The organism is Streptomyces vastus (genome assembly GCF_039532825.1).
In the GTDB taxonomy this organism is placed as follows: Bacteria; Actinomycetota; Actinomycetes; order Streptomycetales; family Streptomycetaceae; genus Streptomyces; species Streptomyces vastus.
The window spans coordinates 17,335-41,317 of sequence record NZ_BAAASJ010000125.1 but is presented as its reverse complement, the minus strand read 5'-3'; the positions used below and the strand labels follow the sequence as shown (position 1 = coordinate 41,317).

At 69.2% G+C, this 23,983-nt stretch carries 17 protein-coding genes and 1 pseudogene; 10 read left to right on the top strand and 8 right to left on the bottom strand.

Annotated features, from left to right (window positions below):
- Positions 1-141 precede the first annotated feature (141 nt).
- The gene (locus ABD357_RS42505; protein ID WP_344396972.1) at positions 142-1,521 is read right to left on the bottom strand and encodes an aspartate aminotransferase family protein; all 1,380 of its coding nucleotides are present in this window, start codon (positions 1,519-1,521) and stop codon (positions 142-144) included.
- A complete protein-coding gene (locus tag ABD357_RS42500) occupies positions 1,506-2,027 on the bottom strand; it encodes an Lrp/AsnC family transcriptional regulator (RefSeq protein WP_344396971.1) in 522 nt (173 codons plus the stop codon). Before ABD357_RS42500 ends, ABD357_RS42505 begins: the two co-directional genes overlap by 16 nt.
- 161 nt (positions 2,028-2,188) lie before the next feature.
- Here ABD357_RS42500 and ABD357_RS42495 point away from each other — a divergent pair, with 161 nt between their 5' ends.
- On the top strand, positions 2,189-3,625 hold the full coding sequence (locus ABD357_RS42495; RefSeq protein WP_344396970.1) for a gamma-aminobutyraldehyde dehydrogenase: 1,437 nt from the start codon (positions 2,189-2,191) through the stop codon (positions 3,623-3,625).
- Between the two features lie 65 nt (positions 3,626-3,690).
- Here ABD357_RS42495 and ABD357_RS42490 read toward each other — a convergent pair whose 3' ends face one another.
- A complete protein-coding gene (locus ABD357_RS42490; RefSeq protein WP_344396969.1) occupies positions 3,691-4,845 on the bottom strand; it encodes a serine hydrolase domain-containing protein in 1,155 nt (384 codons plus the stop codon).
- Positions 4,846-5,121: 276 nt separating this feature from the next.
- Between ABD357_RS42490 and ABD357_RS42485 the strand changes: the two genes are divergently transcribed.
- Together ABD357_RS42485 and ABD357_RS42480 are read left to right on the top strand one after the other, a co-directional pair.
- Positions 5,122-6,405: an alginate lyase family protein gene (locus ABD357_RS42485; RefSeq protein ID WP_344396968.1), complete on the top strand. Its 1,284-nt coding sequence runs from the start codon at positions 5,122-5,124 to the stop codon at positions 6,403-6,405.
- A gap of 23 nt (positions 6,406-6,428) precedes the next feature.
- Positions 6,429-8,102 (top strand): RNA polymerase sigma factor, encoded by a 1,674-nt coding sequence (locus ABD357_RS42480; RefSeq protein WP_344396966.1) that lies wholly within the window; start codon positions 6,429-6,431, stop codon positions 8,100-8,102.
- A 13-nt stretch (positions 8,103-8,115) separates the two neighbouring features.
- Here ABD357_RS42480 and ABD357_RS42475 read toward each other — a convergent pair whose 3' ends face one another.
- Both ABD357_RS42475 and ABD357_RS42470 read right to left on the bottom strand, forming a co-directional pair.
- Positions 8,116-8,796, bottom strand: a complete 681-nt coding sequence (locus ABD357_RS42475; protein ID WP_344396964.1) for a glycerophosphodiester phosphodiesterase — start codon at positions 8,794-8,796, stop codon at positions 8,116-8,118.
- Between the two features lie 18 nt (positions 8,797-8,814).
- A pseudogene (locus ABD357_RS42470) lies at positions 8,815-10,003 on the bottom strand (adenosine deaminase).
- A gap of 346 nt (positions 10,004-10,349) precedes the next feature.
- Here ABD357_RS42470 and ABD357_RS42465 point away from each other — a divergent pair.
- The 6 genes from ABD357_RS42465 to ABD357_RS42440 all read left to right on the top strand — a co-directional run bounded on the left by ABD357_RS42465 (position 10,350) and on the right by ABD357_RS42440 (position 17,140).
- Positions 10,350-11,012 (top strand): DUF4190 domain-containing protein, encoded by a 663-nt coding sequence (locus ABD357_RS42465; protein ID WP_344396962.1) that lies wholly within the window; start codon positions 10,350-10,352, stop codon positions 11,010-11,012.
- A 611-nt stretch (positions 11,013-11,623) separates the two neighbouring features.
- Complete coding sequence (locus ABD357_RS42460; RefSeq protein ID WP_344396961.1) at positions 11,624-12,817, top strand: polyamine ABC transporter substrate-binding protein; 1,194 nt, start codon at positions 11,624-11,626, stop codon at positions 12,815-12,817.
- A 5-nt stretch (positions 12,818-12,822) separates the two neighbouring features.
- A complete protein-coding gene (locus ABD357_RS42455) occupies positions 12,823-13,986 on the top strand; it encodes an ABC transporter ATP-binding protein (RefSeq protein ID WP_344396959.1) in 1,164 nt (387 codons plus the stop codon).
- Positions 13,983-14,909, top strand: a complete 927-nt coding sequence (locus ABD357_RS42450; RefSeq protein ID WP_344396957.1) for an ABC transporter permease — start codon at positions 13,983-13,985, stop codon at positions 14,907-14,909. The genes ABD357_RS42455 and ABD357_RS42450 overlap by 4 nt, the downstream gene beginning before the upstream one ends.
- On the top strand, positions 14,910-15,710 hold the full coding sequence (locus ABD357_RS42445; RefSeq protein WP_344396955.1) for an ABC transporter permease: 801 nt from the start codon (positions 14,910-14,912) through the stop codon (positions 15,708-15,710).
- A 26-nt stretch (positions 15,711-15,736) separates the two neighbouring features.
- On the top strand, positions 15,737-17,140 hold the full coding sequence (locus ABD357_RS42440) for an NAD(P)/FAD-dependent oxidoreductase (RefSeq protein ID WP_344397614.1): 1,404 nt from the start codon (positions 15,737-15,739) through the stop codon (positions 17,138-17,140).
- Positions 17,141-17,151: 11 nt separating this feature from the next.
- On the opposite strand, the gene ABD357_RS42435 is transcribed toward ABD357_RS42440, so the two are convergent.
- The 3 genes from ABD357_RS42435 to ABD357_RS42425 form a co-directional block, all read right to left on the bottom strand.
- Positions 17,152-17,832 (bottom strand): phosphatase PAP2 family protein, encoded by a 681-nt coding sequence (locus ABD357_RS42435; protein ID WP_344396954.1) that lies wholly within the window; start codon positions 17,830-17,832, stop codon positions 17,152-17,154.
- A 352-nt stretch (positions 17,833-18,184) separates the two neighbouring features.
- Positions 18,185-19,867, bottom strand: coding sequence for a PucR family transcriptional regulator (locus tag ABD357_RS42430; RefSeq protein ID WP_344396953.1), 1,683 nt, complete (start codon positions 19,865-19,867; stop codon positions 18,185-18,187).
- Positions 19,868-20,035: 168 nt separating this feature from the next.
- Positions 20,036-22,147, bottom strand: coding sequence for an ATP-binding protein (locus ABD357_RS42425; protein ID WP_344396952.1), 2,112 nt, complete (start codon positions 22,145-22,147; stop codon positions 20,036-20,038).
- A 287-nt stretch (positions 22,148-22,434) separates the two neighbouring features.
- Between ABD357_RS42425 and gabT the strand changes: the two genes are divergently transcribed.
- Positions 22,435-23,784 carry a 4-aminobutyrate--2-oxoglutarate transaminase gene (gene gabT / locus ABD357_RS42420; protein WP_344396951.1) on the top strand — a complete coding sequence of 450 codons (1,350 nt, stop codon included), beginning with the start codon at positions 22,435-22,437 and terminating at the stop codon, positions 23,782-23,784.
- The last annotated feature ends 199 nt before the right edge of the window (positions 23,785-23,983 follow it).

Here is a 23,983-nt window from a genome sequence, read left to right as displayed (position 1 = left end):
GCCCCGGTGCCGCCCATTCTCACTCGAACGGGCGGCACCGGGGCCGGTGTTGATCATCCATGCGGAAGATCAGAGCATACGGAAGATCACAGCATGCGGAAGAACGGAGGTGGGCTCAGGGCTGGGGCTCGGAGCTGGGGTTCAGAGCTGGGTCCACGCCTCCGTCAGCACCTGGCGGACGATTCCCTCGATCTCGTCGAACGTCGACTGGTCCGAGATCAGCGGCGGCGCGAGCTGCACCACCGGGTCACCGCGGTCGTCTGCGCGGCAGTACAGGCCGTACTCGAAGAGCTTCTTGGAGACGAAGCCGTACAGGATGCGCTCCGACTCCTCGTCCGTGAAGCTCTCCTTGGTGGCCTTGTCCTTCACCAGCTCGATGCCGTAGAAGAAGCCGTTGCCGCGGACGTCGCCGACGATCGGCAGGTCGTGCAGCTTCTGCAGGGTCGTCAGGAACGCGTTCTCGTTGTCGAGCACATGCTGGTTGAGCTTCTCGCGCTCGAACAGGTCGAGGTTGGCGAGAGCCACCGCGGCCGACACGGGGTGGCCGCCGAAGGTGTAGCCGTGCAGGAAGGTGTTGTCGCCCTTGTAGAACGGCTCGGCGAGGCGGTCCGAGACGATGCAGGCGCCTATGGGGGAGTAGCCGGAGGTCATGCCCTTGGCGCAGGTGATCATGTCCGGGACGTATCCGAACTTGTCGCAGGCGAACATCGTGCCGAGTCGGCCGAAGGCGCAGATGACCTCGTCGGAGACGAGCAGCACGTCGTACTGGTCGCAGATCTCGCGTACCCGCCGGAAGTAGCCGGGCGGCGGCGGGAAGCAGCCGCCCGCGTTCTGCACCGGCTCCAGGAAGACGGCCGCGACCGTCTCCGGGCCCTCGAAGAGGATCTGCTGCTCGATCTGGTCGGCGGCCCAGCGGCCGAAGGCTTCCGGGTCGTCGCCGTGGATCGGAGCGCGGTAGATGTTGGTGTTCGGGACCTTGTGGGCGCCGGGGACCAGTGGCTCGAAGGGAGCCTTCAGGGCGGGCAGGCCGGTGATGGACAGGGCGCCCTGCGGGGTGCCGTGGTAGGCGACCGCGCGCGAGATGACCTTGTACTTGGTCGGCTTGCCCTGGAGCTTGAAGTACTGCTTGGCGAGCTTCCAGGCGGTCTCGACCGCCTCGCCGCCGCCCGTGGTGAAGAAGACCTTGTTCAGGTCGCCGGGGGCGTGGCCCGCGAGGCGCTCGGCCAGCTCGATCGCCTTGGGATGGGCGTACGACCAGACCGGGAAGAAGGCCAGTTCCTGCGCCTGCTTGGAGGCGGTCTCGGCCAGCTCCACCCGGCCGTGTCCGGCCTGGACCACGAACAGCCCCGCGAGACCGTCGAGGTAGCGCCTGCCCTGGTCGTCGTAGATGTAGGTGCCCTCGCCCCGGACGATGGTGGGGACGGGCGCGTTCTCGTACGAGGACATGCGGGTGAAGTGCATCCACAGGTGGTCGTACGCGACTTTGCTGAGGTCCTTGCTCACGGCTATCGGGTTCCCCACATGTAGGTCTGCTTCTTGAGCTTCAGATAGACGAAGGTCTCGGTGGAGCGCACGCCGGACAGGGCCCGGATGCGTTTGTTGATGACGTCCAGCAGGTGGTCGTCGTCCTCGCAGACGATCTCGGCGAGGAGGTCGAAGGAGCCTGCGGTCATCACCACGTACTCGACTTCCGACATGTCGCTCAGTGCGTCCGCCACGGACTCGGTGTCGCCCTCGACGTTGATGCCGACCATCGCCTGCCGGCGGAAGCCCACGGTGAGCGGGTCCGTGACGGCGACGATCTGCATCACGCCCTGGTCGAGCAGCTTCTGGACGCGCTGGCGCACGGCTGCCTCGGAGAGGCCAACGGCCTTGCCGATCGCCGCGTACGGCCTCCGGCCGTCTTCCTGGAGCTGCTCGATGATGGCGAGCGAGACGTCGTCCAGCGGGGGAGTGTTGTTCCCCGACCGGGTTTCTCGGGAGCCCTTCGGCTCTGCGCTGCGACTGACCACGTGCTCACTGTGCATGAGACCTCGGCAGTTCCGCAAGGGATGATCGATGAAATCCGTTGTTTACAAGGCTGGCAGTTGCGGATTTCGCAGATCTGGGCCGATCGGGGGTGTTGAAAACGTGGAGCGTCGGACTAGGCTGTGTCTCAAGGAATGGACACCCGACAGGAGGGCCGGCAGTGAGCACTGAGCTGCGTCGTCTGCGCAACTACATCGACGGAGAGTTCCGCGATGCCGCCGATGGACGGACGACCGAGGTGGTCAACCCCGCGACGGGCGAGGCGTACGCCACCGCGCCGCTGTCCGGGCAGGCGGATGTCGACGCCGCGATGGCGGCCGCGGCCGCGGCCTTCCCGGCCTGGCGGGACCTGGTCCCGGCCGAGCGTCAGAAGGCCCTCCTCAAGATCGCGGACGCCTTCGAGGAGCGGGCCGAGGAGCTCATCGCCGCGGAGGTGGAGAACACCGGCAAGCCGATCGGGCTGACCAGGTCCGAAGAGATCCCGCCCATGGTCGACCAGATCCGCTTCTTCGCGGGTGCCGCCCGGATGCTCGAGGGCCGCGCGGCCGGGGAGTACATGGACGGCATGACCTCCATCATCCGCCGCGAGCCCGTCGGAGTCTGCGCGCAGGTCGCGCCCTGGAACTACCCGATGATGATGGCCGTGTGGAAGTTCGCCCCGGCGCTCGCCGCGGGCAACACGGTGGTGCTGAAGCCGTCCGACACCACCCCGGCCTCGACGGTCCTGATCGCCGACATCATCGGCTCCATCGTCCCGAAGGGCGTCTTCAACGTCATCTGCGGCGACCGTGACACCGGCCGTCTGATGGTCGAGCACCCGACCCCGGCGATGGCTTCGATCACCGGTTCGGTACGGGCCGGCATGCAGGTCGCCGAGTCCGCCTCGAAGGACGTCAAGCGGGTTCATCTGGAGCTGGGCGGCAAGGCGCCGGTCGTCGTCTTCGAGGACACCGACATCGCCAAGGCCGTCGAGGACATCTCGGTCGCGGGCTTCTTCAACGCGGGCCAGGACTGTACGGCCGCCACCCGTGTCCTCGTCCAGGAGTCCATCCACGACGAGTTCGTGGCCGCGCTCGCCAAGGCCGCCGCCGACACGAAGACGGGGCAGCCGGACGACGAGGACGTGCTGTACGGGCCGCTGAACAATCCGAACCAGCTCAAGCAGGTCAGCGGCTTCATCGAGCGGCTGCCCGCCCACGCGCGCGTGGAGACCGGCGGCAAGCGCGTCGGCGACAAGGGCTTCTTCTACGCCCCGACTGTCGTCTCCGGCGTCAAGCAGGACGACGAGATCATCCAGAAGGAGGTTTTCGGGCCGGTCATCACCGTCCAGTCCTTCACGGACGAGACGCAGGCCGTCGAGTGGGCCAACGGCGTCGAGTACGCCCTCGCCTCCTCGGTCTGGACGAAGGACCACGCGCGCGCGATGCGTATGTCGAAGTCTCTGGACTTCGGCTGCGTATGGATCAACACGCACATCCCGCTGGTCGCGGAGATGCCGCACGGCGGCTTCAAGAAGTCGGGTTACGGCAAGGACCTGTCGTCGTACGGCTTCGACGACTACACGCGGATCAAGCATGTGATGACGTCGCTGGGCTGACCCAGGACGGACCCGGACCGGGTGGTGCGGGCCTGCTCGGACGGAGCGGGCCCGCACTTTCGTGCTCAGGAAGCGAAGGCGGCGCGGAGGATCCGCTCCTCCACCGGGTTCATGGCCACGGCCTTCGCGTCGGTCGCGTTGATCGAGAGGACGAGGGATCGGGTCAGGTCGGGGGTCGTGGCGATCACCGTGCGGTAGCCGGGGCGGGAGCCGGACTTGAGCCAGAGGGTGAGGCCGTGCTTGCTGTAGTACTGCAGGCCCGCGCTCATGGTCGCCTCGCCCTCCTCGACCTTCGGCAGTGTCAGCATCTCCTTCTTCAGCAGGGGCCGCGGGACCACCTTTCCGCGGAACAGGCCGAGGAGCAGGCGCTCCAGGTCCGCCGTCGTGGAGATCATGTCGCCTGCCGCCCAGCGGTCCGACATGTTCCACTCCGTGGCGTCCACGAGGCGGCCGGTGGTGAGTTTCTGGTAGCCGCGGTTGTGAGGGCCGTGGATGCGGGGGTCGGATCCACAGGGGAAGGATGTGTGCCGCATGCCGAGCGGCTTGAAGATCCGTAAGGCCGCCTGGTGTTCGTACGAGTCGTCCGTGACCTTCTCGATGAGCATGCCCAGCACCGTGTAATCGATGTTGGCGTACACCTGCCGCTTGCCCGGATCGAACGCGGGCCCCTTGGCGACGGACGAGGCCACGACCTCCTCGGGCGTCAACGTCTTGTAGCGGTTGTCGAAGCCCTCACCGTCTACGCCGCCCAGTGAAATGCCCGGTTGCAGGCCACTGGTGAAGGTCAGCAACTGCCGTACGGTGATGGGGTCGAAGTCGTCCGAGAGCAGGCCGGGAAGGTACGTCTGGACGTGCCCGTCCAGGTCCACCTCCCCCTCGGCCGCGAGTTGGAGGACGACGGCCGCCGTGACCACCTTGGTCGTGGAGCCGGCCCGGAAGCGTCCGTGTTCCAGAACGGCACGACCGGTGGTGAGGTCGCGTACTCCGGCGCTGCCGTGCCAGCTGCCGCCCTTGCCGCCGACCCGTACGAGCGCGGCCGTCGCGTCCTTGTCCGGCAAGTCCAAGTCGGCGATCGCGGCACGCAGGGCCTCGGCGTTGGGGCCGTCGGCCTTCCGTACGACCGTTGTGGCGGGGGAGGCGGCAGCCGCCCCGGCCAGGGGACCGGCTGCAAGGCCCAGGACGACGAGAGCGGCGCAGGCGGTACGGACACGGGCGTGCATCAGGCGACTCCTCGAGGTGGTGGATCTTCATCCTCCGCGCGTACGCCGCCTGTGCGGATCATCACCGGGGATGGCACCGCCCCTGGGTCGGCCCCCAGTCAACTGACGTGCCGGTCAAGGGTGTTGTCAGGGCCATCCCTTAAGGGCCTCAGCCGTATCCGTGAAAAAAATTGTTATCGCTGAGAGGCCTTCTCCGTCTCCTGTACACATGCGGCACACAAGCCCCACCTGACACCACAGGCCGCGCCCAGACTCGTTGTCGTACAGGAGCTCTTCATGGCAGAGCACAACAGGCACCGCATCAGCCGCCGCGGCATGTTCCAGATCGCGGGGGGTGTCGCCGCCGCGGGCGCGGTGGGCGGCATGGCGGTCTCGCTGAGCGGCCGCGACTCGGCCGGTGCCGCGCAGACCGATGCGCCTGACTCGTCGCCGAGTACCTCCAGTACAGCCGCCCCCAAAGCGGCCTTCGCGCATCCCGGGATGCTGCACAACGCCGGCGACCTCAACCGCGCCAAGATGCGCGTGGCCGCGAAGGCGGAGCCCTGGCTGGCGGGCTGGCAGCGGCTGACCGCCAACCGGCACTCCGCGAGCACCTGGAAGCCCAACGCCCGGGACACGATCATCCGCGGCGGCGCGGGCCAGAACTACGGCATCCTCTTCAACGACATCCACGCCGCTTACCAGAACGCCCTGCGCTGGAAGATCGCGGGCACGAAGGAGAACGCCGAGGCGGCCGTCGCGATCCTCAACGCCTGGTCGGGCACGCTCACCACGCTCACCGGGAACGCCGACCGGTTCCTGGCGTCCGGCATCTACGGCTACCAGTTCGCGAACGCCGCCGAACTCGTGCGCGACTACCCGGGCTTCGACCTGCCCCGCTTCAAGAAGATGCTGCTCAACGTCTTCTACCCGCTGAGCGACGACTTCCTGAAGCGCCACAACGGCGCCTTCATCACCAACTACTGGGCGAACTGGGACCTCTGCAACATCGCCGCGATCATGGCGATCGGCATCCTGTGCGACGACACCGCCAAGTTCGACCGCGCCGTGGAGTACTTCAAGAACGGCGAGGGCAACGGCTCCATCAAGCACGCCGTCCCCTTCGTGTACGAGGACCAGGGCCTGGCCCAGTGGCAGGAGTCCGGCCGCGACCAGGGCCACACCGTGATGGGCATCGGCCTGATGGGCTCGGTCTGCGAGATGGCGTGGAACCAGGGCGTCGACCTCTACGGCTACGACAACAACCGCCTGATGAAGGCCGCCGAGTACGTCGCCAAGTACAACCTGGGCGGAGATGTCCCCTTCACCAAGTACACCTGGGGCACCGGAACGCGGGGAGACCGCCGCGAGCAGGCCGTGATCTCCAACATAGGCCGGGGCCAGATTCGCCCGGTTTGGGAGCTCTTGCACAACCACTACGCCCGGCGCCGCCGAATCTCAGTCCCCCACGTCACGGCGATGGCTGAGAAAGTACGTGCCGAAGGAGGCGGAGGAGACTACGGAGCCAACAGTGGCGGCTTCGACCAACTGGGCTTCGGGACACTCCTCTACAGCAAGTGACACGTGTGCGGGAAGGGACGTACGTGGACGGTCGGCAGTGGCGTACGACCATCGCGGCAGCGCAGGCCGGTGACCGGCGCGCCCTCGACGAGCTGGTCAAGGGCTGGCTGCCGCTGGTCTACAACATCGTCGGCCGAGCACTGAACGGTCACGCGGACGTCGACGACGTCGTGCAGGAGACCATGCTCCGGGCCGTGGACAACCTCGGCTCGCTGCGCGATCCGGACAGTTTCCGCTCCTGGCTGGTCGCCATCGCGATGCGGCAGATACGGGACCGGGCGCGGCGCCGCACGTCCGAGTCGCTGGCCGAGAACGCCGCGCACGACGCCGCCGACTTCGCCGAACTGACCGTACTGCGGCTTCAGTTGGAGGGGCAGCGACGCGAGGTTGCGGAGGCGGTGCGCTGGCTCGACGACGAGGACCGGCAGCTCCTTTCGCTGTGGTGGCTGGAGGTCGCGGGCGAGCTCACCCGGCGCGAGCTGGCGTCGGCCCTCGGCATCAGCCGGCAGCACACCGCCGTGCGCGTCCAGCGGATGAAGGCCCGCCTGGAGACCGCGCGGGGCATCGTGCGAGCACTCGACTCGTCCTGCCCTGATCTGCGCGATGTCACCGCCCGCTGGGACGGGCAGCCCGACTCGGTGTGGCGCAAGCGTCTGGCCCGCCACATACGGGACTGCCTCCACTGTTCCGGACGCCGCGAGAAGGTCGTACCGGCCGAACGCCTGCTGGTCGGGCTCGCGCTCGTCCCCGTCCCGGTCGGCTTCACGCTCTCTCTGGTCTTCGGCGGCAAGACGGCGGTCGCCGCGACGACGGCCGCCACGACCGTCGGCTGGTCCGCCAAGATCGTCGGCGCTTTCACCAAGCCGGCGGTGGCCATGACGGCCGGGGCGACGATGGTCGCGGGCGGCGCCTACGTCGTCACACAGGCGCCGGACGAGCCGCGCCCGCCCGTCGCGGCCCCCACGGCGCAGAGCACGGTCCGCCCGAGACCGTCGCCCACGCCCACGCCCACGCCGACGCCTTCGCCCACCCCCTCACCGACGAGGAGGGCCAGCCTGTACGGCACGGTCGTCGACACCGTGGACCAGGCCCCCGCCCCGAACGCGCGTCCCGCCGAGCTGCCGCGCCGCCCCGAGTCCGGCATCACCAGCACCGGCGGCGCCCGGCCCGTGATGGAGCACCGCGGCGACAGCATGACGCTCAGCGGCCAGGGCTACGTACTGGTGCGCTGGCAGCTCTCGCCGGACGACCGCCCCGGCGGCCTGGTCATGCCGACCTGGACCGGCCTGCGGGGCAAGCTCTTCCACGTCGCGTCCGGCGGCGGCCGCCGCATGGACGACCGCAACGGGGACGACTCCCGCCCCGGCTACGTCACCGGCATGGGCGGCCCGGAAATCGGCTACACCGTCCTGCCGGAAGGCACCCAGCAGATGTGGCAGAACGAGTACTTCTACGTCGACGGCACGGTCACCCTCCACGTGAACGAACGCGGCGCCGCCTACGACCTGGCCGTCTTCCCGACGGACTGGGAAGCGGTGAACAAGGACATCACCACCGGCCCCGATCAGGGCGTCATCCGCTACGGCCTCACCCGAGACAACGGCAAGGACACCGCTCCGGTGCCCCAGTACGTCACCCGCTCGAGGCCCACCGATCCGGCGACGGTGCCACAGCGCTCCAAGGTGAGGACGACCTAGGGGGCTTCGCTGTTCACCCGCGGAGGGAACACAGCGTGTCGATGCGATTCGTCGTGATCGAGTCGGCTCCCGCGTCGAGCAGGCGGCGCATGGAGCGGCGGGTGTCGGGGGTCCAGGCCGACAGGAGGTAGCCGTCGCGGTGCACGCGGGCGGCGAGGTCGCGGTCGACCAGGCTGAAACGGTAGTTGAGCCAGCGCGGGCGTATCGCTTCGAGGAGGACGGGGCGCGGCGGCGCCAGCGTGGTCCAGGTGAGCGCGATCTCCGCGGCGGGGTCGGCCGCGCGGACGGCGAGCATGGTCTCGGCGCCGGCGCTGTAGTACACGCGCTCGTCGGCGCCGAGATCGCGGATCACCTCGACGATCCGTCGTACGGCCCGTGGATTCGCGGAGCCCGGCAGATCGACCATGAAGCGGCCGTGGTCGGTCGCCTTCAGGGCCTCCTCCAGGGTGGGAATGCCACCGGAGGTGAGCCCGTGCACCTCGTCCGCGGAGAGCGAGAGCAGCGGGCGGTCGTGTTCCCACAACCGCTTCAGCGTCGCGTCATGCAGCAGCACCGGCACATCGTCGCGGGTCAGCCGGACATCGAACTCGACGGCGTCCGCGCCCCGATGGAGCGCGGAACGCAGCGAGTCGATCGTGTTCTCGCGGATGCGGTAGGGGTCGCCGCGATGGGCCACGGCAGTCACGGTGCGCATGGGCCCATTGTGCTGGGTTCAGTTCGCGAGCCATGCCCCGGTGTAGGTGTCGATCTCCCCGGCCAGCTTCGCCTTGCCGGCCGGGTCGAGGAACGACGCCTCGACGGCGCTCTTGGCGAGCGCGGCGAGCCCCTGTTCGTCGAGGTCCAGGAGGCGGGCGGCCACCGCGTACTCGTTGTTGAGGTCCGTGCCGAACATCGGCGGATCGTCGGAGTTGATCGTCACGAGCACCCCGGCCCGTACGAACTCCTTGATCGGGTGCTCGTCGAGCGCCCGGACGGCGCGCGTGGCGATGTTGGAGGTCGGGCAGACCTCCAGGGCGATGCGGTGCTCGGCGAGGTGCGCGAGGAGCTTCGGATCCTGGGCGGAACTTGTGCCGTGTCCGATGCGCTCGGCGCGCAGCTCGGTCAGTGCGTCCCAGACGGTCCCCGGCCCGGTCGTCTCACCCGCATGCGGCACGGAACGCAACCCGGCCGCGATCGCGCGGTCGAAATACGGCTTGAACTGCGGCCGGGCCACGCCGACTTCGGGCCCGCCGAGCCCGAACGAGACAAGGCCCTCCGGGCGCAGCTTGTCCGTGGTGGCGAGCCGGGTGGTCTCCTCGGCGGCGTCGAGGCCCGCCTCTCCCGGAATGTCGAAGCACCAGCGCAGCACGGTCCCGAAGTCGGCCTCGGCTGCCTTGCGGGCGTCCTCGATCGCGTCCATGAACGCGCCCTCGTCGATGCCGCGACGGGTCGAGGAGAACGGCGTGACGGTCAGCTCGGCGTACCTGACCTGCTGCCGCCCCATGTCGCGGGCGATCTCGTACGTGAGCAGGTGTACGTCCTCCGGGGTGCGGATGAGGTCCACGACGGACAGGTACACCTCGATGAAGTGGGCGAAGTCCGTGAACGTGAAGTAGTCGACGAGCGCCTCGGGGTCGGTCGGCACCTTGGAGTCGGGGTGACGGGCGGCCAGTTCGGAAACGATACGGGGGGAGGCGGAGCCGACGTGGTGTACGTGGAGTTCGGCCTTGGGCAGCCCGGCGATGAAGTCGTGCAGGTCGCGCGGGACGGGCCCGGTGGGCACGGCGGGCGGGACGCTCGGGTCGCGGTGGTCGGTCACGGGTTCCTCCCCGGGAACGGCGCCTGCCTGTGTCCGGCGGGCGCGGGTGATCGGCTGATCGGTGGTGCGGGATGATGCGGGGATCATCGTAGGCCGGGGCCATGGGCCCGTGGTCCGGCCGTAGCATGACGGAACGTACGACAGAGGGGACTCCGCGCATGTCCGACGCCGCGCAGCCGCCGGGTACGCCGGGGGACGTCGACCCGAACCCATGGGCTCCGCCCGAACAACGGACTCCGACGGCCGGAGCCCCGAGCTCTGGTCCGCAGGACGCGGCTCCCCAGCCGGGGGTTCCTCTGGACAAGGCGGGCGCCGAGCCGAATCCGTGGGGTGCGCCTGACGCGGCTGCGTCGCGACCGGGCGCGGGTTCAGGTCCGGCAGCGGGGGCGTCCGTGCCGCCCGACGGTGCCGGGGGCTCCGGGCAGCGGGGCGGGTCCGGCTCGCCTTCTGTGCATGACCAGCCGACGGTCACCTCGATACCGGGCACGGGTACGCCGCCTTCGGCGGGTGCCCAGCCCTGGGCCAGTCCTGTGGCTCCGCCGGGTGCGTCTGCCTACGGCAATTCGTACGCGGGCCCGGGCGGTGCGCCCCCGAATCCGTCGAATCCGTCCGGCAACCCCTTCGCCGCCCCGGGCGGTGGCCCCGGCGAACCCGTTCCTCCGCCTCCCATCTCCCCGGACGGGCCGGGCCGGGCGACCTATGGATATGGCTACGGCTACCAGGGCCAGCCCTACTACCCGGCCACCCCCGGCCGCGGTCCCGGTTACGGCTGGCCCGGGATGCCGATGGCGCCGAGCAACGGGATGGGCACGGCGGGGCTTGTGCTGGGGATCGTATCTGCGGTTGGTTTCTGCCTCTGGCCGGTGGCCATCATCCTCGGCATTCTCGCGGTGATCTTCGGTGCGATCGGGCGCGGTAAGGCGCGGCGCGGTGAGGCCACCAACGCCGGGCAGGCGCTGGCCGGGATCATCTGCGGTGTCGCGGGCACGGCGCTGGGCGTGACCATGCTCGTGCTGCTCATCATCGCTCCCGGGCTGCTCTCCGACAGCGAGACGGACTACTCGGGCCCGGGCGACGACGGCTTCAACACGTCCCTCGTCGTCTCCCGTTAGGGCTCCCGCCGGGCGGGGAGGCGTTCTTTTCCCCAGCCCCGCCCCTTCCCGAAACTGGGGGCTGCGCCCCCAGGCCCCCGCCAGGGGGTGGGGTGACACTGCGTGTCGCGGCTGCGGGTGCGTTGTGGCTGGTCGCGCCCACGCGGCGGAGCCGCATATCGACACAGCCCCGCGCCCCTGAAAAAGCCAAAGCCTGCGACTTCCCGCGCCCGGAGAAAGCACGCACCCCCCCGGAAGAGCACGCGCCCGGGCAAGCCCGTACCCCCAACTACCCGCAGCTTCCCACCGGCGGGAGGGGTCGTGGGCCGGTGCGTCCTATGCCCGTCGCTCAGGTTCTGTCTCAGGTCACCTTCGCTGTGTACCGACACCGGGTCGTACGCCCGGCCTGCGACGGGCTGACGCACCGGCACCCGGCCCCGCACCCGAAAACGAACCCACCCGCCCAACCGCCGGAGGCAACCCGCTGAGCAACAGATTCCGTCGCTTAATCAAATGGCAACAACGGAATCACTTGTTGGACAGGTCCTCCTCTGTCAGGATCAGCCATCAAATCGAGCTGGAGCCACGCCACCCCCACCCCGGAGGGGATCGCGACGGCGGAGGAGATCGACATGGACCATCAACGAAACGGCCGGACCTCCCTCAGCCGCCGCTCGCTACTGCGCGTCACCGCCGGCGGTGCCCTCGCCCTCGGCGGCGCCGCGACGCTGAGCGCCTGCGGCATCCCGGCGGCGAAGAAAACCGCCGGTGTCGACTCCGACGACCACTCGGCCAAGGAGAAGCGGATCAGCTTCTCCAACTGGACCGAGTACATGGACGTCGACGACAGCGAGAAGCGTCACCCCACCCTCGACGCGTTCACCAAGCGCACCGGCATCAAGGTCAAGTACACCGAGGACATCAACGACAACGTCGAGTTCTTCGGCAAGATCAAGCCACAGCTGGCGGCGGGCCAGGACACCGGCCGCGACCTCATCTGCGTCACCGACTGGCTGGCCGCCCGGCTCATCCGCTTCGGGTGGGTCCAGAAACTGGACCCGTCCAACCTGCCGCACGCGTACGCCAACCTCTCCCAGCAGTTCCGTAACCCCGACTGGGACCCGGGACGCGCGTACTCCTATCCCTGGACCGGCATCTCCACGGTCATCGCGTACAACAAGAAGGCACTCGACGGCGTCGAGGTGAAGTCCGTCTCCGACATGCTCGACAACCCGAAGCTCAAGGGACGTATCGGCTTCCTGTCGGAGATGCGCGACAGCATCGGCATGACGTTGCTGGACCTGGGCAAGGACCCGGCGAAGTTCACCGACGACGACTACGACGCGGCGATCGCCCGCCTCCAGAAGGCCGTCGACAAGGGCCAGATCCGCCGCTTCACCGGCAACGACTACACGGCCGACCTCACCAAGGGCGACCTTGCGGCCTGTATCGCCTGGGCCGGTGATGTCGTCCAGCTCAAGGCGGACAGCCCGGACGTGGACTTCGTCATCCCGGACAGCGGCTACATGACATCGACCGACAACCTGCTGGTCCCCAACAAGGCCCGCCACAAGACCAACGCCGAACGCCTCATCGACTACTACTACGAGCCAGGCCCGGCCGCCCAACTCGCCGCGTACATCAACTACGTGTGCCCCGTGGACGGTGTGAAAGCCGAACTCGCGAAGATCGACGAGGACGCGGCGAACAACCCGCTGATCATTCCCGACGCGGCCATGGCCGCCAAGTCGCGCTCCTTCCGCTCACTGAGCACGAAGGAAGAGACGGCCTACGAAGAGAAGTTCGCAAAGCTCACAGGGGCGTGACCACCATGACGAACGACACCGGCGGCGATGTCCGCCTCTCCGGAATCAGCAAGACGTACGGCTCCTTCACCGCCGTGCACCCGCTCGACCTGACCGTCCCCCAGGGATCGTTCTTCGCCCTCCTCGGGGCGTCGGGCTGCGGCAAGACCACCACCCTGCGGATGATCGCCGGACTGGAGGAACCCACGTCGGGCACCGTCGCACTCGGCGACCAGGACGTGACGAACCTGCCGCCGTACAAGCGGCCGGTGAACACCGTCTTCCAGTCGTACGCCCTCTTCCCTCACCTCGACATCTTCGAGAACGTCGCCTTCGGTCTGCGCCGGCGCGGCGTCAAGTCGGTGAAGAAACAGGTCGAGGAGATGCTGGAGCTCGTCCAACTCGGCGAGCAGGCCCGCAAGAAGCCGCACCAGCTCTCCGGCGGCCAGCAGCAGCGCGTCGCCGTCGCCCGCGCGCTGATCAACCACCCCAAGGTGCTGCTCCTCGACGAACCCCTCGGCGCCCTCGACCTCAAGCTGCGCCGCCAGATGCAGCTCGAACTCAAACGCATCCAGACCGAGGTGGGCATCACGTTCATCCACGTCACGCACGACCAGGAGGAGGCCATGACGATGGCCGACACGGTCGCCGTGATGAACTCGGGCCGGGTCGAGCAGCTCGGATCGCCCGCCGACCTCTACGAGAACCCCAATACGACCTTCGTCGCCAACTTCCTCGGCACCTCCAACCTCATCGAGGCCGAGGTCGACACCACGAGCGGCGACGAGATCGTGCTCAGGGCGGGCGGCGGCAAGCTCTCCCTGCCGGCCGCGCGCTGTTCGGCGCCCACCACGACCGGCGGCAAGGTCCTCGTCGGCATCCGCCCCGAGAAGATCTCCCTCACGCACGCCGACGACGCGGGCTCGATCCCCGAAGGCCGCAACCGCATCACAGGGACGATCGCCGACACCAGTTTCATCGGCGTCTCCACGCAGTACGTCATCGACAGCCCCGTATGCCCCGAGTTCGAGGTCTACGCCCAGAACATCGACCGCGACGCACGGCTCGTCCCCGGCACCGAGGTCGTCCTGCACTGGAGCCCGGCGCACACCTTCGGCCTGGACGCGACGCAATCCATAGTCGCGGGCGTCGCGGGCGTGGAGACGGTCTCGGATGAGGCCTCGGCATGACGACCCTCACCGAGGCGCCACCGCCTCTCGCCCCAGCTCCTCAGAAGAAGCCCCCGCGCAGAAGAGGCCGCCTCACCCCCTACTGGCTGCTCCTCCCCGGCATCCTCTGGCTGCTGGTCTTCTTCGCGCTGCCGATGGTCTACCAGGCCTCCACGTCCGTGCAGACGGGCTCCCTGGAGGAGGGCTACAAGGTCACCTGGCACTTCGCGGCCTACTGGGACGCGGTGTCCGAGTACTGGCCGCAGTTCCTGCGCTCGGTGCTCTACGCCGGCACCGCCACCGTCCTGTGTCTGCTGCTCGGCTATCCGCTCGCGTATCTGATCGCGTTCCGCGCGGGCCGCTGGCGCAATCTGATCCTGATCCTGGTCATCGCGCCGTTCTTCACCAGCTTCCTGATCCGTACGCTCGCCTGGAAGACGATCCTCGCGGACGGCGGCCCGGTCGTCGGCGCCCTCAACTCGCTGCACCTGCTCGATGTCACGAGCTGGCTCGGCATCACGGCCGGAGACCGCGTACTTGCCACGCCGCTCGCGGTGGTCTGCGGACTCACGTACAACTTCCTGCCGTTCATGATCCTGCCGCTCTACACCTCGCTCGAACGCATCGACGGACGCCTCCACGAGGCGGCCGACGACCTGTACGCAAAGCCGTTCACGACCTTCCGCAAGGTGACCTTCCCGCTGTCCATGCCGGGTGTCGTCTCCGGCACGCTCCTCACGTTCATCCCCGCCAGTGGTGATTACGTCAATGCCGATCTGCTCGGCTCCACGGACACCCGCATGGTCGGAAACGTGATCCAGGGCCAGTTCCTGCGGGTTCTCGACTATCCGACGGCCGCGGCTCTTTCGTTCATTCTCATGGCCGCGATCCTCGTCATCGTCACGCTCTACATCCGCAAGTCGGGGACGGAGGATCTGGTCTAAATGCCCCTCGTACGCTGGCTCAAGCGCCGTCTCGTCGTCATTGCGGGCCTGTTGACGCTCGGATATCTGCTCCTGCCGAACGCCGTCGTCACGGTCTTCTCCTTCAACAACCCGAAGGGCCGCTTCAATTACGAGTGGCAGCAGTTCTCCACGGAGGCGTGGACCGATCCGTGCGGGGTCGCCGATCTGTGCGGTTCGCTCGCGCTCAGCCTGCAGATCGCGGCCTGGGCGACGCTCGGCGCCACAGTGCTCGGCACGCTGATCGCCTTCGCACTGGTCCGCTACCGCTTCCGTGCGCGGGGCGCCGTGAACTCGCTGATCTTCCTTCCCATGGCGATGCCCGAGGTCGTGATGGCCGCCTCCCTGCTGACCCTCTTCCTCAACATGGGGGCTCAGCTGGGTTTCTGGACAGTCCTGATCGCCCACATCATGTTCTGCCTCAGCTTCGTCGTGACAGCCGTCAAGGCGCGCGTCATGTCGATGGACCCGAAGCTGGAAGAAGCCGCACGCGACCTGTACGCCGGGCCGGTCCAGACCTTCGTCCGGGTCACCCTGCCCATCGCGGCCCCCGGAATCGTCGCGGGCGCGCTGCTCGCCTTCGCGCTCTCCTTCGACGATTTCATCATCACCAACTTCAACGCGGGCGCGACCGTCACCTTCCCCATGTTCGTGTGGGGCTCGGCGCAACGCGGCACACCGGTCCAGATCAATGTCATCGGTACGGGCATGTTCATCGTCGCCGTACTGATCGTGCTGGCCGGAATGGTCATCAGCGGTCGCCGGAACAGGCAAAAGGCATGACCACACAAGGCATCACCACACAAGGCATGACCCGTTGGACGAAGTCACTCTCCGACGCCCAGCCCGTCTCCTACTGGCTGGACGACCCCGCAAAGCCCCACCCCGAACCCGCCCTCACCACCGCCGAGACCTGCGATCTGCTCGTCGTCGGCGGCGGCTACAGCGGACTGTGGACGGCGCTGCTCGCCAAGGAACGCGACCCCCAGCGGGACGTCGTGCTCGTCGAAGCCCGCGAGGCGGGCTGGGCCGCCTCCGGACGCAACGGCGGCTTCTGCGCCGCCTCGCTCACGCACGGCCCGGCCAACGGCCTCAGCCGCTGGCCGGACGAGATCCACACCCTCCAGGAGCTGGGGGCGCGCAACCTCGACGCGATCGAGGCCACCGTCGCCCGCTACTGCATCGACTGCGACTTCGAGCGCAGCGGCGAGATCGATGTTGCCACCGAGCCGTACCAGGCCGCCGAACTCCGTGACTGGTACGGGGAGCTGGAGCGTCACGGACTCGCGGACGGCATCGAGTACCTGGACGCCGACGCCGTGCGGCAACAAGTCGACTCACCGACATTCCTCGCCGGCCTCCACGACCGCCACGGCGTAGCGCTCCTGAACCCCGCCAGACTCGCCTGGGGCCTCAAACGCGCCTGCGTCGAGCTGGGCGTCCGCGTGTACGAGCACACTCCCGCGCTCGTCCTGAAGGCACACGGCGCCGGTATGGCCGTACGCACTCCGTACGGCAGCGTCCGCGCCCGGCACGTCGCCCTCGGCACGAACATCTTCCCCAACCTGGTCAGACGCGTCCGCTCGTACACCGTCCCGGTCTACGACTACGCCCTGATGACCGAGCCGCTCACCGACGCCCAACTCGCCTCCCTCGGCTGGAAGAACCGCCAGGGCCTCGGCGACAGCGCCAACCAGTTCCACTACTTCCGGCTGTCGGCCGACAACCGTGTCCTGTGGGGTGGCTACGACGCGGTCTATCCGTACGGCGGCCGGGTCCGCGCCGAGTACGACGACCGCCCGGAGACGTACTCCAAGCTGGCCGGGCACTTCTTCGCCTGTTTCCCGCAGCTGGAGGGCGTCCGCTTCACCCACGCGTGGGGCGGCGCGATCGACACCTGCTCCCGCTTCTCGGCCTTCTTCGGTACGGCACATCAGGGGCGGGTCGCGTACGCGGCGGGCTACACGGGACTCGGCGTCGGGGCGACCCGCTTCGGCGCGGACGTGATGCTCGACCTGCTGGCGGGGGAGCGCACGGAACGTACGTCCCTGGCCATGGTCCGCAAGAAGCCGCTCCCCTTCCCGCCGGAGCCCTTCGCCTGGACCGGCATCACCCTCACCAAGTGGTCGCTGGCACGGGCGGACGCGCACGGCGGCCGGCGCAATCTGTGGCTGAAGACGCTGGACAGACTGGGCCTCGGCTTCGACAGCTGAGGTATGGGCTTCTAGCGGGCCCGAGAGCTGCGGGAGTTCAGGAACACCGTGAGCGCAATCAGGAGCATCGCGCTCAGGACCAGGCTCGCCACCACGTCCAGCGGCCAGTGGTAGCCGCGCCGGACCAGACCGAAGCCGACGGCGACGACCAACACCAGGCAGCCGATGGCGAGTTCACGACGGACGTACGAGCCGCGCAGCCAGGGCAGCAGCAGCAGGACGGCCGCTCCGTAGGCGACGGCGGCCGTCGCCGTGTGGCCCGAGGGGTAGTAGCCGTCGCCCGCCATGCCGGGCGGACCTGTGCGCCCCACGGCCTCCTTCAGCGGGACGACCAGCGCAGGTACGGCTGCCATGGTGACCAGGGCCGCGAGCGTCGGCAGCCACCAGCGGGGCGTACCGGCGCGACGCGCACGCCAGGCGACGTACGCGAGCGCCACGACCAGGACCGGGACGGCGACCGTGAAGTTACCGAGATCCGCGAGCAGTTCGGCGAAGCCGTCCGGCAGCGGACCGTCCGCGATCGCCCGGCCGAGGCGCTCGTCGGCGCGGCGCAGCGGGGTGTCGACGGCGACCTGCCAGGTGAGGAACGCGAAGAGCAGGGCCAGAGCGGCCAGAACCGCCAGAGAAAAGGTCGGCCGCCCCGGAACAGGGGGGGTAGTTCCGAGGCGGCCGTAAAGACCGGGTCGTCGCACGCCCCGGGGGGTCTGGGGCGAGCGACTGTCCGACCGGTGAGGAGACCCTCCGGAGCCGGAGGCTCCAGTTGTGTGCGCGAGGGCACGACCAGGGCGAAGCTGGGGAGGCCCCGACCCTGTATCGCCCACAGTCCCCTGTGGGCGGGGTGTATCTCTCATCTGGGTAGAACCTACGACAGAGGATCGGCGTCCGACAGACCGATTCGCCTCCCGCCATGCACCTCGCACACGTTCTTCACATGGTGCGTGCGAAGAAGCCCCGGCGTTCACGCCGGGGAGGAATCGCATCTCGAACCGGTGACGCGGAGCGCCATCGCGTCCGGTGGTCGCGCACACCCGCGAACCCAACCGCCTACCCGCCGGACGCCGACGTCTTCAGGGCCAGCCAAAGCTCCATCCGCGTATCCGGATCGTCCAGTGACCGCCCCAGGATCTCCTCGACCCGCCGCATCCGATAGCGCAACGTATGCCGATGCACACCAAGATCCGCCGCAGCCGCATCCCACTGCCCATGCCGCGACAACCAGGCCCGCAAGGAAGCAACCAAGTCCCCCCGCCCCGTCGCGTCATGCTCATGCAACGCCCGCAACAAGCCGTCCGCAAACGCCCGCACGGCGTCATCCGCGAGCAACGGCACCACAGACCCGGCGGCCAGTTCCTCGTGCTCGACCAGCACCCGCCCCCGCCGCCGGGCAACGGACAGCGCCTGTTCGGCTTGCTTATAGGCAGCCGCGGCGGCAATGGGTCCGGCAGGAGCCGACAGTCCGACCACCAGCTCGTCCTCGTCCACGCCCTGCTCCACCGCACCCCGTTCGGCCGGCAGCGCCTCCGCGTACTGGGCGCAGGACGCAACCACCGCACCCCCGTCCGCAGCCAGCACCACCAGCCGCTCCCCGTCGGGCACGACCAGCACGGCCTCCCCCGACCGAGCAGCCGCGGCTTCGACAACCTCCGCGAACCCACCCACCGGGTCGCCCCCGGCTTCTGCCGCCACCGCATCAGCTCCCGAAGCCGAGGGCGAAGTTGAAGCCGACGTCGAGAACAAGCCCCCGCCCACGCCCCGGCCTCGCGTACCCGGCACCCCGGACTCCGCGAGGATCACGCGATACGGAGCATCGAGCAGTTCCCCGTACAGATCTCCGGCGGCGGCCCGCGCATGGTCCGGCTGCCCCGCCAGCAGCATGCGCAGCACGGCCGCCCCGATCCGCTGCTCCGCGGCATGCAACGACCGCGACCGCTCCGTCGTGAGCGTCAGCAGAGCGATCGCGGAATGCACGGCGTAGCGCTCGGCCGTACCCGGTGCCGCGGCGGTACCCACGGCCAGCGCCCCCAGAGGCCGCCGCCCCGTCCCCAACGAGTGCAGTTCGACGCGGTCCTCGTCCTCGCCGTCCTCGGAGGACCCTCCGACGACGGAACTGGCGGGCACGGGCCGCTCCCACAGCCGTTTCACGTCGGCGGTGAGCAGAGCCGCCCGCCGCTCCGCCCAGTCGGGCGCCGTCGCGACGACGGCACCGGTCGCGTCGTACAGGGCGGCCCAGCCGTCGATCTGTGAGGCGAGCGCGGCCAGCAGGCCCTCGGGTCCCTCGCTCAAGGCCCGCTTGGTCAGCTCGCGTTGGGCGGCGAAGCCGGCGGTCACGGCGCGGTACTGATCGGCGGCGATCGCGGCGGAGACAGCTTTGCTGATGGCGAGGAAGGGGGTACGCCGGGGGACTTCGAGGAGGGGCAGACCCTCGCTCTCCGCGGCGTCGACCAGCGCCTTCGGCACCTCCTCGTAGTGGACCCCGACAGCGAACCCGAGCCCCGCGACTCCCGCCCCCGCGAGCCTCTTCACATAGCGCCGCATGGCCTCGGGGTCCTCCGCGTTCAGCTGGAGCGCGGTGATCAGGAGCAGCTCCCCGCCCTCCATATACGGGACGGGGTCGGCGAGTTCGCTGGCATGGGCCCAGCGGACGGGCCGGTCGATGTGCTCCTCGCCCGCACGCACGGTGAGTCTGAGCGCCGAGTGCTGGACGAGCGAGGCGAGCGTCGGGGGCATGGGACCTTCAGGTCTTCCTGGCGAGGCCTTCACCGAAGCGGCGGAAGTGCCGTGACTGGCAGAGGGTGTGATCTTTTGGCCGCCACGTATGAACGACCTGTGTCGATTCTGCCTCACTGTACGGTGACCGCGTCACCTTATGTCCAGATGTCCTGCCACCTGTCGGACTCAGCCGCGAAGATCCACCAGCAATGGCGGCGCATGCTCCCCGCGCACACTCGTGAGCGACAGCACCGCATGCCCCGGCGGAACCGCATGCGCCAGCTCGGACGCGGACCACCGCTCACGCTCGACCTGGCGGACGGTGACCGCCCGGGCCGTGGGCGCGCGTCCCGTGATCACTCGGCGCAGCGCGTGGGCGGTCTTGCCGAGCGGGGTCTCGGCGATGATCTGCCGGTCGGTGACGTCCGTCGCCTCGGTCCACTCCTTGCCCCACACCTCGGCGAAATCCTGCCCGTCCCAGGGCGTGAGCCCGGACAACGCCACCCGGCAGCCGATCGCCCCGAGCAACGGCGACCTGAGCGGCCGCGGCGCATCGTCGAGCGTACGCAGGGTCATGACCACCCCGGCGTTGGCGGACCGCAGCCGCTGCACTCCTCGTACCGCCTCGGGCGTGATGACCCCCGTCGCGTCGTCCAGCACCAGACACGCGAACAACGACCGGTCCTCGCGTACCGCCACACTCGCCGTGAACTGCGCGAGCACCAGCCGGGCCAGGATCCGCGAGGCGTCGGCGTGCCCGCGTTCGGGCAGGTCGATGCGTACCCGCACGGGGTGGTCCAGGGCTCGCAGGGAGAAGGGCCGGGACCGACCGGACGTATCGAAGAACCCGGCGAAGGCGGGCCGGTCCAGCAGCGCCACTCGATCGGCCAGCGCTCCGCCGACATCTCCCGGATGCCCCAACTGCCGCTCACGCGCGTCGAGTTCGCGCAGCAGCGACTCCTGTCCGGCCTCTGTGAGTGCCTTGCGCAGCGCGCCGAGCGGGCCGGGCGCGCCATCGAGAAGCTGCCGCAGTTCGGGCACGGAGGGAAAGCGCCCGTGAACGGCGCGATACGGCCCGAGCAGCTGGGCGAGCACGGTGGTGGACCGGCGGCTGTCTCCGCCGGGGTGCGGATCGGTGAGGTCGCCGACGAGTGCCTCGGCGAGTACGGCCGCCGCCTCGTCGGGGTCGGTGGTGCCGCCGTACAGGTCGAGGTCGTAGACGGACTCGGGGTTTCCGACCCGTACGACGACGTCGTACGCGTCCACGGGCCCGAGCCCGGCGCCCGCGGCCCCGACCACGACGACGGCGGCCCGTCCGGCGAGCGCGTGCAGGCACAGCGACTCGGCGAGCGGCCGTACGACACCGTCGGTCTTGCCGGATCCGGCCGGGCCGACGGCGAGCAGGGAGGTGCCGAGGAGTTCGGGACCTAGGCCGAGTCCGGTGCCGCGGTAGGCGTACGGATTGCGCGCGTCGTCGGCGGTCGTACCGAGCCGGACCTGCCCGGTGACGAGGTCGTGCTGGGCGAGTCGCCCAGGAAGATCACGCTCGCCGGAAGGGTGCAGACAGGCGGCGGCGCCGTCCTTGAGCACCGCGCCGGTGAAGGTGGCGAGACTGTGCCGGCCGCTGCGTACGCCCTGCCAGGCGCGGGTGATGCGGGCGTGGTCGACGTCGCGCATCAGCCCGGAGCGGGCCTCGGCGGCGAGCCGTTCGGCGGCGTCGGTGGCTCCGGCGTCGCGGAGCCCGGGCCACTCGGCGGGGTCCCGCTGCGGTGGCGGCGCGACGGGCCGCTCCATCTGCCGTCGCAGGCGCGAGGTCACGAACCGGCGCCATACCTCGCCCCACCGGCCGAGACGCCCGACGCTGACCATGATCATCAGGGCCACGACGGTGTACCAGGTATAGCTGAGAACCACGCGACTGTACGAGCCAGGCCCTGCCCAGGAGTCGGGAATCATCGCGTAGAGAGGCACCAGCCACCAGCCGCCCAGGTAGCCGTTCCACAGCAGCGACCAGATCAGCCATCCCACGAGAAAGGCGATCAGCGCGCCGCTGAGCAGCTGCCGGTTCGAGACGGCCTCCGGCTCCTCGTCCGGCCGCGGCCGGTGCCCGAACCGCCACACCCCCGGCGCCGCCTCGGGCCGTGGCGCCCGCAGCCAGGCCAGAAAGGCGGAGCCGTCCGGCATCGGCGGCGCGCCCGGCGCCTGCGCGGGCCGTGGCGGTACCTGAGGCGGCCCCGCCGGGCGCGGCACGCGATCGGCGTGTGTGCCCCGTGCGTCCTGCGTGCCGTCGCTGTCCATCGCCCTTGTCCCCTGACCAGCCGTTCGATCCACCATCAGCGAGCCAATCTAATGCCCCCGCAGGGGGAGTTCACCGCTTACCGGGCCGGGCCAGGGCTTGACTCCCCGGCCACCGCCATGTCCACCACGGACAACCCGACAGGCCAACAGCGCCCACATGGAGCATGCCCACTCCCCACGCCCGGCCCTAGCCTGCGAGGAAAGAAGGAGAAAGAAGCGGACTGTCCGAAAAGACCCCGCCGCACAGTCCTCGCCAGACCCCGCCGCAAGACCCCAGGGAGCCCCACATGAGCGCACTTCCGCAGGAGCGCCGCGTCATCACCGCCATCCCCGGCCCGAAGTCGCAGGAGTTGCAGGCCCGCCGTACCGCCGTGGTCGCGGCCGGTGTGGGGTCCGTGCTGCCCGTGTTCGCCGCGCGCGCGGACGGCGGGATCATCGAGGACGTCGACGGGAACCGGCTGATCGACTTCGGCTCCGGCATCGCCGTGACCGGCGTCGGTGCGAGCGCCGAGGCCGTCGTACGCCGGGCGTCCGCACAGCTCGCCGACTTCACCCACACCTGTTTCATGGTCACGCCGTACGAGGGCTATGTGGCCGTCGCCGAGGCACTGGCCGAGCTGACCCCCGGCGACCACGCCAAGAAGTCGGCCCTCTTCAACTCGGGCGCCGAGGCCGTCGAGAACGCCGTCAAGATCGCCCGCGCCTACACCAAGCGCCAGGCAGTCGTCGTCTTCGACCACGGCTATCACGGCCGTACGAACCTGACGATGGCGCTGACCTCGAAGAACATGCCGTACAAGCATGGCTTCGGCCCGTTCGCTCCGGAGATCTACCGCATGCCGATGGCGTACGGCTACCGCTGGCCGACCGGCCCCGAGAACTGCGGCCCCGAGGCCGCCGCACAGGCCATCGACCAGATCAGCAAGCAGGTGGGCGCCGAGAACGTGGCCGCGATCGTCATCGAGCCACTCCTCGGCGAGGGCGGCTTCATCGAGCCGGCGAAGGGCTTCCTGCCGGCGCTCAGCGAGTTCGCCCGGGACAACGGCATCGTCTTCGTCGCGGACGAAATCCAGTCAGGTTTCTGCCGCACCGGTCAGTGGTTCGCATGTGAGGACGAGGGCATCGTCCCGGACCTGATCACCACGGCGAAGGGCATCGCGGGCGGTCTGCCGCTGGCCGCCGTCACGGGCCGCGCCGAGATCATGGACGCCGCGCACGTGGGCGGCCTGGGCGGCACCTACGGCGGCAACCCCGTCGCCTGCGCGGGCGCCCTCGGCTCGATCGAGACGATGAAGGAGCTCGACCTGAGCGCCAGGGCGCGACACATCGAGACGGTCATGAAAGCGCGTCTGGGTGCCATGCAGGAGAAGTACGACGTCATCGGCGACGTTCGCGGACGCGGCGCCATGCTGGCCATCGAGCTCGTCAAGACTGATTCTCCTGAAAGCGTGGCCACCAAGGAGCCGAACCCGGAGGCAACCGCCGCGCTCGCCAAGGCCTGCCACCAGGAGGGCCTGCTGGTCCTGACTTGTGGCACTTACGGCAACGTGCTGCGCTTCCTGCCGCCCATGGTCATCGGCGAGGATCTGCTGAACGAGGGCCTCGACATCCTGGAGCAGGCTTTCGCCCGCATCTGAACTCCGCAAGAAGCAGGGCATGTCACCTTCTCGGTCGCGAACGGCCGCGTTTGTGTACTCGGTCGTTCACACCTTGTCGCGCTCCCGACTGCCCCCTACGACAGGGCGGTCACGGGTCGCATCTCCCTGCAATCCGGCCTGTTCAGGCTGGTGCGGGGACGGGTGTGGTGACGAACACCCACGCCGAGCGTGCGCGGTC

What these genes read in the sequence shown, in the direction of transcription:
- ABD357_RS42500 (WP_344396971.1), bottom strand. Translation starts at nt 2,027, where the DNA reads ATGCACAGTGAGCACGTGGTCAGTCGCAGCGCAGAGCCGAAGGGCTCC.
- ABD357_RS42490 (WP_344396969.1), bottom strand. Translation starts at nt 4,845, where the DNA reads ATGCACGCCCGTGTCCGTACCGCCTGCGCCGCTCTCGTCGTCCTGGGC.
- ABD357_RS42485 (WP_344396968.1), top strand. Translation starts at nt 5,122, where the DNA reads ATGGCAGAGCACAACAGGCACCGCATCAGCCGCCGCGGCATGTTCCAG.
- ABD357_RS42475 (WP_344396964.1), bottom strand. Translation starts at nt 8,796, where the DNA reads ATGCGCACCGTGACTGCCGTGGCCCATCGCGGCGACCCCTACCGCATC.
- ABD357_RS42460 (WP_344396961.1), top strand. Translation starts at nt 11,624, where the DNA reads ATGGACCATCAACGAAACGGCCGGACCTCCCTCAGCCGCCGCTCGCTA.
- ABD357_RS42455 (WP_344396959.1), top strand. Translation starts at nt 12,823, where the DNA reads ATGACGAACGACACCGGCGGCGATGTCCGCCTCTCCGGAATCAGCAAG.
- ABD357_RS42450 (WP_344396957.1), top strand. Translation starts at nt 13,983, where the DNA reads ATGACGACCCTCACCGAGGCGCCACCGCCTCTCGCCCCAGCTCCTCAG.
- ABD357_RS42445 (WP_344396955.1), top strand. Translation starts at nt 14,910, where the DNA reads ATGCCCCTCGTACGCTGGCTCAAGCGCCGTCTCGTCGTCATTGCGGGC.
- ABD357_RS42440 (WP_344397614.1), top strand. Translation starts at nt 15,737, where the DNA reads ATGACCCGTTGGACGAAGTCACTCTCCGACGCCCAGCCCGTCTCCTAC.
- ABD357_RS42430 (WP_344396953.1), bottom strand. Translation starts at nt 19,867, where the DNA reads ATGCCCCCGACGCTCGCCTCGCTCGTCCAGCACTCGGCGCTCAGACTC.
- ABD357_RS42425 (WP_344396952.1), bottom strand. Translation starts at nt 22,147, where the DNA reads ATGGACAGCGACGGCACGCAGGACGCACGGGGCACACACGCCGATCGC.
- gabT (WP_344396951.1), top strand. Translation starts at nt 22,435, where the DNA reads ATGAGCGCACTTCCGCAGGAGCGCCGCGTCATCACCGCCATCCCCGGC.